At 70.0% G+C, this 9642-nt stretch carries 12 protein-coding genes; 5 read left to right on the top strand and 7 right to left on the bottom strand.

The window, feature by feature from the left end; genetic code table 11:
• The 5 genes from COGEMETH_RS02040 to ilvN form a co-directional block, all read right to left on the bottom strand.
• Positions 1-589, bottom strand: a 589-nt coding sequence (locus COGEMETH_RS02040) for a TetR/AcrR family transcriptional regulator (RefSeq protein ID WP_238180957.1), incomplete at its 3' end; no start/stop codon positions are given.
• 87 nt (positions 590-676) lie between these two features.
• A complete protein-coding gene (locus tag COGEMETH_RS02035) occupies positions 677-1318 on the bottom strand; it encodes a glutathione S-transferase family protein (protein WP_238180956.1) in 642 nt (213 codons plus the stop codon).
• A gap of 138 nt (positions 1319-1456) precedes the next feature.
• Positions 1457-1822, bottom strand: a complete 366-nt coding sequence (locus COGEMETH_RS02030) for a type II toxin-antitoxin system PemK/MazF family toxin (RefSeq protein WP_238180955.1) — start codon at positions 1820-1822, stop codon at positions 1457-1459.
• Positions 1812-2045 carry a MazF family transcriptional regulator gene (locus COGEMETH_RS02025; RefSeq protein ID WP_238180954.1) on the bottom strand — a complete coding sequence of 78 codons (234 nt, stop codon included), beginning with the start codon at positions 2043-2045 and terminating at the stop codon, positions 1812-1814. The genes COGEMETH_RS02030 and COGEMETH_RS02025 overlap by 11 nt, the downstream gene beginning before the upstream one ends.
• A 55-nt stretch (positions 2046-2100) precedes the next feature.
• The gene (gene ilvN, locus COGEMETH_RS02020; RefSeq protein WP_238180953.1) at positions 2101-2643 is read right to left on the bottom strand and encodes an acetolactate synthase small subunit; all 543 of its coding nucleotides are present in this window, start codon (positions 2641-2643) and stop codon (positions 2101-2103) included.
• A gap of 281 nt (positions 2644-2924) precedes the next feature.
• On the opposite strand from ilvN, the gene COGEMETH_RS02015 reads away from it, so the two are divergent.
• Positions 2925-3863 (top strand): methyltransferase domain-containing protein, encoded by a 939-nt coding sequence (locus tag COGEMETH_RS02015; RefSeq protein WP_238180952.1) that lies wholly within the window; start codon positions 2925-2927, stop codon positions 3861-3863.
• Positions 3864-3881: 18 nt separating this feature from the next.
• Here COGEMETH_RS02015 and COGEMETH_RS02010 read toward each other — a convergent pair whose 3' ends face one another.
• Positions 3882-5657 (bottom strand): acetolactate synthase 3 large subunit, encoded by a 1776-nt coding sequence (locus COGEMETH_RS02010; protein WP_238180951.1) that lies wholly within the window; start codon positions 5655-5657, stop codon positions 3882-3884.
• A gap of 244 nt (positions 5658-5901) precedes the next feature.
• Positions 5902-7395, bottom strand: coding sequence for an amidase (locus COGEMETH_RS02005; protein ID WP_238180950.1), 1494 nt, complete (start codon positions 7393-7395; stop codon positions 5902-5904).
• A 110-nt stretch (positions 7396-7505) separates the two neighbouring features.
• Here COGEMETH_RS02005 and COGEMETH_RS02000 point away from each other — a divergent pair, with 110 nt between their 5' ends.
• The 4 genes from COGEMETH_RS02000 to COGEMETH_RS01985 all read left to right on the top strand — a co-directional run bounded on the left by COGEMETH_RS02000 (position 7506) and on the right by COGEMETH_RS01985 (position 9539).
• A complete protein-coding gene (locus COGEMETH_RS02000) occupies positions 7506-7895 on the top strand; it encodes a hypothetical protein (RefSeq protein ID WP_238180949.1) in 390 nt (129 codons plus the stop codon).
• 166 nt (positions 7896-8061) lie between these two features.
• Positions 8062-8454, top strand: a complete 393-nt coding sequence (gene copM / locus COGEMETH_RS01995; RefSeq protein WP_238180948.1) for a CopM family metallochaperone — start codon at positions 8062-8064, stop codon at positions 8452-8454.
• Between the two features lie 178 nt (positions 8455-8632).
• Entirely contained in the window at positions 8633-9013 is a 381-nt protein-coding gene (locus tag COGEMETH_RS01990; protein ID WP_238180947.1) for a DUF4440 domain-containing protein, read from the top strand.
• 226 nt (positions 9014-9239) lie between these two features.
• On the top strand, positions 9240-9539 hold the full coding sequence (locus tag COGEMETH_RS01985) for a hypothetical protein (protein ID WP_238180946.1): 300 nt from the start codon (positions 9240-9242) through the stop codon (positions 9537-9539).
• Positions 9540-9642 lie beyond the last annotated feature (103 nt).

Raw genomic sequence — 9642 nt, 5'->3', positions numbered from 1 at the left:
GTTCGATCTCGTCGGGGTCGAAGTCAAGGGGATCGCCGAGCAGCAGGCGGATCTGCACGTCGCGGCTGACGAGCCCGAAGAAAGTGCGGAAGGCGGCCTCCGGGTCGTCGAAGGCCAGGAGCCCCGCCGCACGCCCCGCCTCCAGCACCGGCTTCAGCCGCTCGCCCACCGCGAAGCGCCCATTGGCCAGGACGATGCCGCCGAGGGTGCTCCCGCGGGAGGCCGCCTGCCCGATCGCGACGCGGTTCAGCGCGAGCGAGGCCGGGCTGGAGATGACGCCGAGCCAGGTGGCCGCGAACTCCGTGAGGCGCTCGCGCAGGTCGGAGGCGTCGGGCGCAGGGGTTGCGTCGCGCCCGGCGCGCACCCGCGAGGCCTGCCACCGGACGGTGGCGCTCATCAGCCCGTCGCGGTCGCCGAACCACTTGTAGAGCGTCTCCTTGGAGCAGTTCGCGCGGCGCGCGACAGCCGCAACCGTGAGCTGCCCGCCCTGTTCCATCATCAGCGCGAGCACCGCATCGAACACCGCCTGCCGGCGCGCGGAGGGCGGCTCGGCGGCGATCCCGGCACTCTCGATCCGAGCCGTCTGCAAACCGGCGACCTTTCCGAACCGTACGTTACGGTTCGGTCGATTACAGGGCTTCCGCCCCGCGTGCAACCCCATCCGCCGGAACGCGCCCTAGGGCAGCGCCAGCCCTTCGCGCGCGAACACGGTCCGGACGGCGGGCCGCCCGGCCATCGCGCGGGCATGCGCGCTCCAGGCGGGGAAGCGCCCGTCCATGTCGAAGTTCAGGGCCGGCCCGCGGCCCCAGGTCCAGAACAGCAGCAGGTAGGTATCGACCACGCTGTAGCGGTCGCCGACCGCCCAGCCGCCGTTCGAAAGGCGCACCTCGGTCATGGTGCAGAGGTCGCCGTAGGTGTCGGCGGCCTTGGCCCGGATGCCCGGCAGCGCCGCCTCCTCGTCGCTGTAGCGCTCCGCCCGGCGGATATGGGCGAAGGCGGGGTGGTGGTTGATCGAGAGCCAGCACAGCCACTCGTCGGCCACCGCCTGCGCGCGCGGGTCCGCCGGCCAGAGGCTGGCCTGCGGATGGGCGCGGGCGACGTGGCGCAGGATCGCCGTGTTCTCGGTCAGCACCCAATCCCCCTCGACGAGGGCCGGCACCCGGCCGCGCTCGTTGACCGCGAGGTATTCGGGCGCGCGCTGGTCGCCGGCCTGGAGGTTCAGGCGCACGGTCTCGTAAGGGGCGCCGGTCTCCTCCAGGGCGATGTGCGAGGCCAGAGAGCAGGCGCCGGGGGCGTAGTAGAGGATGGAGGTGGTCATCCGCGGATTCCTCGAGGCCCAGGTAGGTCGATGGTATCGGAGCGACGCCCGGCCAGGGTGAGCCGGATCGTAATCCCAGGATTTCGGCTTCGGCTGCTCTCCTGCGGAGAACCAGGTTCGAAGCCGTCGAGAAGCGCTTCAGACATCAGGCGACAGGCCGATGATCGCCGCGATCTTGCTGCGGACCGCGTCGAGAACGTCGTCCGGCACGCGGCCGATCCGACGAAAGCCGCGCATCGCGCGATCCACGCTGCGGATCTGATCCGTCAAAATCGCCCCCTGAACCGCGAGGCCGGGCGGCAGCAGGGTCTTCGTGGGCCAAGGCCGGACGTTTCCGGTGATCGGACAGATGATGGCTGCTGCATTGCGGCTGTGAAAGGCGCGATCCGTCAGGACGAGCGCTGGCCGGACGCCCCTCTGCTCGTGGCCCAGCGTCGGCCGCAGATCGACCCAGACCAGGTCGCCGGCATCCGACAGGGCAGGCTGCTCCGGGTCAGTCGTCACGCACGATCTCGGCCCCGACATCGGGACCCCAATCGACCGGCTCGGGGCGATGGGACTGCCCGAGTCGGTCCATCTCGCCGATCATGTCGGCCCATGTTTCACGCCGGGGCGGCCGAGGCCTGAGCTCCACGGTCTGTCCCTCGCGCAACCCGTGCTCCAGGCCTTCGGCAGCCGAAATCCGGATCAGGAAATCCTCGCCCGATCGTTCCAGTTTCCCTTCCATGCCCCGACTCCTCCGGCTGGTAGGCGAGACTATCATACGTCGACCGGGCGGCTACTCAGAGCGGCTCCGCCCCGCGCCCCATCGCCGAGATGCCGGTGCGGCAGATCTCCACGAGGCCGATCACCGACATCAGGCGCACGAAGCGGTCGATCTCCTCGGTGGTGCCGGTGAGCTCGAAGATGAAGGAGTTCAGGGTCGCGTCGAGGGACTTGGCGCCGAAGGCGGCCGCGATGCGCAGGGCCTCGCTGCGGTCCTCGCCCCGGCCGGCCACCTTGACGAGACAGATCTCGCGCTCGATGGCGTTGCCCTGGAGCGTCAGGTCCACCACCCGGTGCACCGGCACGAGCCGGTCGAGCTGCGCCTTGATCTGCTCGATCACCGCGTTGGTGCCGGTGGTCACGATGGTCAGGCGCGAGAGGTGGCGCGCCTCCTCCGTCTCGGAGACGGTGAGGCTCTCGATGTTGTAGCCGCGGCCGGAGAACATGCCCGAGATCCGGGCGAGCACGCCCGGTTCGTTGTCGACGATCACCGCCAGGGTGTGCCGGTTGACGGCCTCGACCCGGATGGCGTCCGGATAATGCGTGTTCATCGCGTTCATGGTCTCGACTGGCTCCCGCTCTCGCCTTGGTTCATCCCGGACCAGGCCAATCGCCTGACAGCGCTTGCCCTGGTTCCTCGCTTGGCCTCAATCGCCGGCGCCCGCATCCGCGGGCTCTGGCTTTCGCTACGCTTTGTGTTTTCCAGGATGGACATCCTGGAAAACCCGCTCCGCGGGGCGCTCTTCGCGCCCCGAAGCCGCCCGGGCGGCTTCGAGCGATCGCCCTGGGTCCCAGTCCCCTGTCTGGACCGGGTTCCAGGTGCATGATATCCGCCCGGCCCATGACGGACCGCCAGCGCGCCCTCGATGCCGTGAGACCGCGCGGCCGCACCGGCGTGGAGATCGGGCCCCTCAACCGGCCCCTGATCCTGCGCGAAGACGGCGACGTCCTCTACGCCGACCATTGCTCGGCCGAGGCACTGGCCCGCAAGTATTTCGGGCACGACACGGTCGGCGTGCTGCGCACCGAGCCGATCGTGGACGTGGACCTGATCCTCGACGGCTGCACCCTGGCCGAGGCGCTCGGCCCCCGTGCCCCGGTGGATTACGTCGTGGCGAGCCACGTCTTCGAGCACATCCCCGACGCGATCGGCTGGCTGCGGGAGATCGGTTCGGTCCTGCGCGAGGACGGCACCGTCTTCCTCGCCGTGCCCGACAAGCGCTTCACCTTCGACTTCCGGCGGGCGCCCTCGACCACCGGCGACCTCGTCGCGCACCACATCGCCGCCGCCCGCGTCGCGAGCCCCGCCCAGGTGTTCGAGCATGCCGCGCGGACCGTGAAGGCCGACATGCCGGCGATCTGGGCCGGGCACGGGCGCGAGCCCCCGCCCCTGTTCGGCAACCAGCTCACCGACGCCCTCGCGCTTGCCCGCAAGGTGGCCGCCGACGGCCACTACGTCGACGCCCACTGCACGGTCTACACGCCCTGCAGCTTCCTCGCCGTATTCCGCGAGATCATCGAACTCGACCTGATCCCGTTCGAGGTCGCCGGCATCGCGCCGACCAGCCTGAACCAGCTCGAATTCTTCGTGACCCTGCGCAAGCGCGCGACCGTGAGCCCGGTGGAGCGCGCCGGAGCGACCCCGCGCCTCGACCCGCGACTCCACCACGACCTGCCCGAGGCGCCACTCCCGAAGGACTGGCGCACGCGGCTCGCCCTGGCGTGGCGGGTGCTGCGCACCGGCAGCACCCGCGCAGGCGGTTCCGAGGCCCACCCGTAAGCCCTCCCGACTGCGGCGTCAGACCAGCATCTTGCCTTCCTCGGAGATCACGTCGCCCAGCTCCACGCCGGTCTCGCCGAGGTAGTCGGAGAGCAGCATCTCGTTGTGCGCCTTGCCCGAGGGGATCATCGGGAAGCAGTTCTCGGTCTTGTCGACCACGCAGTCGAACACGACCGGGCCGTCGTAGGCGAGCATCTCCGCGATCGCCCCGTCGAGTTCGCCCGGCTTGTCGCAGCGGATGCCCTTGGCCCCGTAGGCCTCGGCGAGCTTTACGAAGTCCGGCAGGCTCTCCGAGTAGCTCTGCGAGTAGCGCGAGCCGTGCAGCAGCTCCTGCCACTGGCGCACCATGCCCATGTACTCGTTGTTGAGGATGAAGACCTTCACCGGCAGGCGGTACTGCACGGCCGTGGACAGCTCCTGCATGTTCATCAGGATCGAGGCTTCGCCCGCGATGTCGATGACGAGGCCGTCGGGGTGGGCGAACTGCGTGCCGATGGCGGCCGGCAGGCCGTAGCCCATGGTGCCGAGCCCGCCGGAGGTCATCCAGCGGTTCGGCTCCTCGAACTTGAAGTACTGGGCCGCCCACATCTGGTGCTGGCCGACCTCCGTGGTGACGTAGGTCTCGCGGTCCTTGCAGGCCTCGTAGAGGCGCTGCACCGCGTATTGCGGCTTGATGATCGTCCCCGAGGGCCAGTAGGCGAGGCACTCGCGCGCGCGCCAGGTGCGGATCTTGGCAAACCACCCGTCGAGGTTCGACGGATCGGGCCTGGCGGGAAGCGCGCGCCAGGCCTCCAGCATGTCGGCGAGCACCGAGGCGCAGTCGCCGACGATGCCGACGTCGACCTTGACCACCTTGTTGATCGAGGAGGCGTCCACGTCGATGTGGATCTTCTTCGAGAACGGCGAGAAGGCGTCGAGGCGGCCGGTGATGCGGTCGTCGAAGCGGGCGCCGACGCAGATCATCACGTCGCACTCGTGCATCGCGAGGTTGGCCTCGTAGGTGCCGTGCATCCCCAGCATGCCGAGGAACTTGTCGCTGGAGGCCGGGAAGGCGCCGAGCCCCATCAGGGTCGAGGTGACGGGATAGCCGGTCTCGGAGACCAATTCGCGCAGCAGGCGCGAGGCCTCGGGCCCCGAGTTGATGACGCCGCCGCCGGTGTAGAAGACCGGGCGGCGGGCGCCGGCCATCAGCTCGACGGCCGTGCGGATCTTGTCCGCGTCGCCCTTCACCGCCGGGCGGTAGGTCTTGTGCCCGTCCGTGGAGGGGCGCCCGTAGAGGCCGCTGGCGAACTGGATGTCCTTGGGCAGGTCGACGACGACGGGGCCCGGGCGCCCGTGGCTCGCGACGTAGAACGCCTCGTGCAGGATGCGCGGCAGGTCGTCGATCGATTTGACCAGGTAGTTGTGCTTCGTGCAGTGGCGCGTGATGCCGACCGTGTCGCATTCCTGGAACGCGTCGGTGCCGATCAGGTGCGTGGGCACCTGCCCCGTGATGCAGACCAGGGGGATCGAGTCGAGGAGCGCGTCGGTCAGGCCGGTGACGATGTTGGTGGCGCCGGGGCCGGAGGTGACGAGCACGCAGCCGACCTTGCCCGACGAGCGCGCATAGCCCTCGGCCGCGTGGACGGCGCCCTGCTCGTGGCGCACCAGCACGTGCTTGAGCGTGTTCTGGTGGAAGAGCGCGTCGTAGATCGGCAGCACCGCGCCGCCGGGATACCCGAACAGCGTGTCCACACCCTGATCCCGGAACGCCCGGATGACCATCTCGGCCCCGGTCATGACCTCGCCGCCCATCGTCTTCCTCCTTCGTCCTCGTGCCTAACGTCGTCGTGGTCTCGGATCGTGATGCCGGGATGCGGGCAACAAAAAAGGGCCCCGTTAGGGACCCTGCATGCGCCACCGCCCGGATCGCGGCCCTGGCTTAGGGCCGCCCCGTCAGTGGCGCTTCCGGTACAATCAGGATGGTGCGCATCGAACGCGTATCCGAGACCCGCTCCGCCCCGCCGGCATGGCCGGGCGCGTGAGAGTGTCGGGCCTCTTAGCGGAGGCCGCCTGGGCGGTCAACGGGGTTGCCGGCAAATGGTCCGGGATCGGACGGGGGCCTGCGCCGCACCCAGCCGCTCGCCGCGTCGTAGGCGGCGCCGAGCTGCAGACAGGCCAGTTCCCCATGGTTGGGTGCGACGATCTGGACGCCGGTGGGCCGCCCGGCCGGGTCGAAGCCCGCGGGCACGTTGAGGGCCGGCAGTCCCGACATGGTGACCGGGATCACCGTCTCCATCCAGCGGTGATAGGTGTCCATGCGCCGCCCCCCGACATTGCCCGGCCAGCGCTGGTGGATGTCGAAGGGGAACACCTGCGCGCTCGGGGCGACCAGGAAGTCGTAAGCGTCCATGAAGCGCCGGAGGGCCTCGTACCAGGCCGTCCGCCCTTCCTGGGCTGCCGTCACCTGGTCGGCCCTCAGGGCCAGGCCCCGCTCCACCTCCCAGACCGCCTCCGGCTTGAGCAGCGCACGCAGATTCGCGTCGTCGTAGAGGGGGCGAAGGCTGGCGGCCACGGTCCAGGCCCGCAGGATGAGCCAGTCCCGCCAGACCCGGCCCATGTCGAAATCGGGCCGCGCCTCCTCGACGATGCAGCCGATCTCCGCGAAGGTCGCGAGGGCCGACCGGCCGAGGTCGAGCACCCCCGGCTCGAAGGGCAGGTGCCCGCCGAAATCCCCCAGCCACGCGATCCGGGTCCCGGTAAAGTCGCGCCGCAGGTCCCCGGCGAAGACGGCAGGGTCCTGCCGGTTGGAAAAGGGCACGCGCGGGTCGTAGCCGGCCTGGACCGAGAGCAACAGGCCGATGTCGGCGGGCGAGCGCCCGATCGCCCCCGACACCGCCAGGCTCGGGCTGAACACGTCCTTGCCGTCCGCCGGGATGCGGCCGTAGCCGGTGCGCAGGCCGAACAGGTTGTTGAAGGCCGGCGGGTTGCGCAGCGAGCCGGCATGGTCGCTGCCGTCGGCCACGGGCTGCATCCGCAGCGCCACCGCCACGGCCGCGCCGCCGCTGGAGCCGCCGGCCGACAGGGCCGAGTCGTAGGCGTTGCCGGTGGCGCCGTAGACCGGGTTGAAGCTGTGCGAGCCGAGGCCGAATTCCGGGGTGTTGGTCTTGCCCACGAAGATCGCCCCGCTCCGCCGCAGGCGCCCGACCATGATCGAGTCGGTCTCGGCGATCCGGTCGCGGAAGATCGGCGAGCCCTGCGTGAAGGGCAGGCCGCGCACCGGATCGAGGTCTTTCACGGCGAGCGGGAAGCCGTGCAGGGGGCCGGCGCGCTCGCCCCGCGCCAGGGCCGCGTCCGCTGCACGCGCCTGGGCCATCAGCCCGTCGCGCTCCTGCAGGGCGACGATGGCGTTGAAGGCCGGGTTCACCGCCTCGATCCGGTCGAGATAGGCCGCCATCACCTCGGCGCAGGAGACCCGGCGCGCCTGGATCGCGGCCGAGAGGTCCACCGCGCCGAGGGCGACGATGCCGCCCGGTTCGTCCTGCCCGTCCATCCCGCGTTTTCCCGATCCCGATGCGCGCGCCGACTCTACAGGCCGGTCCGGCGGTGCGCGAGGCCGGGGCCGCCGTTCTCTCCGGGCGCGAAATGGTGTAGGCCGCCGTCATGCGGTCCGACCGGCACCTGGTGCGCCTCACCGGCGCGATGCTCCTGGCCTTCCTCGCCTGGATGCTGCCGACCTCCGTTCTCGCCCATCAGAGCCATGCCGCCGATCACGGGCAGCACGCCGTGGTGGAGACGACCCCGTCGAGCCCGGTCTTCGCGGCGGCAGCGCATGCGCGCTTCGTCCCGATGTCGATCGCCGATGCGGCCTGCGGGACGGCCGCCCCGGCCTGCTGCCCGGCGCCCTTCTGCTGCCCGGCCTGCATCCTGTCCGATCCGGCCAACCTGCCTGCGCGGACCGCCCGGCGCAGGAGTTCCCTGCCGGGGGACGCGGCCATGCGGCGCAACCCCGCCCTCGAAGCTCTCCCGGAGCCTCCACGAACGCGCGGCTGAGCCGCCCCGGCGGCGATGCGCGCCCGTCTCGCGTCCACGGACGCGAAGGCCGCCCCGCGAGACGCCGCCCCGATCCCGTTCGACCCTTGCGCGGCCATGCCCGCTCCGGCCCAGGCCGGACGGCCGCCGCGCGTCACCCGACCGTTTCCAGGAAAGATCACGACCGATGACGCACGCAAAGACCCTCGCCGCTGCCCTGCTGGCCGCCGCCCTCGCCGGCACGGCGCTCGCCCACGACACCGGCACGCACCGGCACGATGGCCACGGACACGACCACTCGCCCGCGCCCAGGAAGTCGGACAGCCCGGCGACCAAGGCGTTCCGCGAGGTCGGGGCGCGGATGCACGGCGACATGGAGATCGCCTACACGAACGACGTCGACGTGGACTTCGTGCGCGGCATGATCCCCCACCATCAGGGGGCGATCGGCATGGCCCGCGTGGCCCTGCAATATTCGAAGGACCCGGAGGTGCGGGCGCTGGCCGAGGCCATCGTCAAGGCCCAGGACGGCGAGATCGCCCAGATGCGGGCCATCCTCAGGCGCAAGGGCGCACAGTGATACCGAGGCTCGTCCAGGCCGTGGGGAAACGCGACCGAGGCTGACCCGGGCTGCCGCGCGATGGCCGATCCTGCCATGGCGCGGCCCTCCGGGCGGTGCCGTCCGTGATGCCGCACGTGAGGAACGATGCCGTGCGGGCACGATTCTCCGGCTGTTTCCACGACAGCCGGAGCACGCCATGGATGACGATCGCGTTTGGTCCTTCGAGAAAAGTCTCTGGGACGGCGGACCGGATCACTACCGCGAACTGGTCGACGACGAATGTCTGATGGTGCTTCCGCACCCGCCGTTCGTCCTGAGCGGCAGACAGGCGATCGAGGCTGTCGCCGAGACTCCGCGCTGGTCGAACGTCGCGTTCTCGAAAGGGCAGGTCGCCCGCCCGCAGGAGGGCGTCATCGTGATCGCCTATCACGTCGAGGCGTCGCGCGACGACGCGTCGTACGCGGCGAACTGCACCTCCACCTATAGGCGCCTGTCGCACGATGTCTGGCGGGTCATTCAGCACCAGCAGACGCCCCCACTCGCGCAGTCCGGCACGGTCGAGAAGACCAAATCGTAGACAATCGATCCTATATTTCATCCACCTGTATTCTCACGGAATTTCTGCCGGAATGCAGGTGGATTTTTTTGAGATGTCCTAAGCAAATCGTTTTTTATTGCCGAAACGTCTCGGAATTATTCTCCAACGGGTGCCGCCCGTCCGGCCGGCTGCCGGCACGGCGGACGGTTGAACTTTCACGGATGCGGCCGGTTCTCGACAGGCACTGCCGCAGGTCGGAGCCACGATGTCCAAGACGATTTCAGCCGCGTTCAAGTCCCGTCGCGACGCGGAGATGGCGGTCGAGCACATCGTGCAGGAGCATGGCCTCGACCGGGCCGCCGTCACGGTGGGGCCCGCCTCGGACGAGAACACGGCCGGGACGGAAGCGGCCAGGGCGGATGTCGAGGACGGCCACCTGAAATCCGGTACCGAGGGCGAGCCGGCCCTGGCCGGAATGGTCAAGGTCTCGGTCCGCACCGACGCGGCGGCCGCGGACAAGGTGGTGTCCTCGTTCCAGACTTACGGCGGCGTCCTCGCCTCCTGAACCCTTGCCGCCCGGTGCGTCGTCACGTGCCGGAACATGCCAGGTGTACCTGGCCTTTCAGCCGGTACGCCCGGACGGTCACGGGCCCGTCAGCCCGGAGATC

This window comes from Methylobacterium trifolii (genome assembly GCF_022179685.1).
In the GTDB taxonomy this organism is placed as follows: Bacteria; Pseudomonadota; Alphaproteobacteria; order Rhizobiales; family Beijerinckiaceae; genus Methylobacterium; species Methylobacterium trifolii.
Note: the sequence above shows the minus strand (reverse complement) of the source record. Positions and strands in the feature narration are given on the sequence as shown.

What these genes read in the sequence shown, in the direction of transcription:
- COGEMETH_RS02035 (WP_238180956.1), bottom strand. Translation starts at nt 1,318, where the DNA reads ATGACCACCTCCATCCTCTACTACGCCCCCGGCGCCTGCTCTCTGGCC.
- COGEMETH_RS01990 (WP_238180947.1), top strand. Translation starts at nt 8,633, where the DNA reads ATGGATGACGATCGCGTTTGGTCCTTCGAGAAAAGTCTCTGGGACGGC.
- COGEMETH_RS02005 (WP_238180950.1), bottom strand. Translation starts at nt 7,395, where the DNA reads ATGGACGGGCAGGACGAACCGGGCGGCATCGTCGCCCTCGGCGCGGTG.
- copM (WP_238180948.1), top strand. Translation starts at nt 8,062, where the DNA reads ATGACGCACGCAAAGACCCTCGCCGCTGCCCTGCTGGCCGCCGCCCTC.
- COGEMETH_RS02015 (WP_238180952.1), top strand. Translation starts at nt 2,925, where the DNA reads ATGACGGACCGCCAGCGCGCCCTCGATGCCGTGAGACCGCGCGGCCGC.
- COGEMETH_RS02025 (WP_238180954.1), bottom strand. Translation starts at nt 2,045, where the DNA reads ATGGAAGGGAAACTGGAACGATCGGGCGAGGATTTCCTGATCCGGATT.
- COGEMETH_RS02000 (WP_238180949.1), top strand. Translation starts at nt 7,506, where the DNA reads ATGCGGTCCGACCGGCACCTGGTGCGCCTCACCGGCGCGATGCTCCTG.
- COGEMETH_RS01985 (WP_238180946.1), top strand. Translation starts at nt 9,240, where the DNA reads ATGTCCAAGACGATTTCAGCCGCGTTCAAGTCCCGTCGCGACGCGGAG.
- COGEMETH_RS02010 (WP_238180951.1), bottom strand. Translation starts at nt 5,657, where the DNA reads ATGGGCGGCGAGGTCATGACCGGGGCCGAGATGGTCATCCGGGCGTTC.
- ilvN (WP_238180953.1), bottom strand. Translation starts at nt 2,643, where the DNA reads ATGAACGCGATGAACACGCATTATCCGGACGCCATCCGGGTCGAGGCC.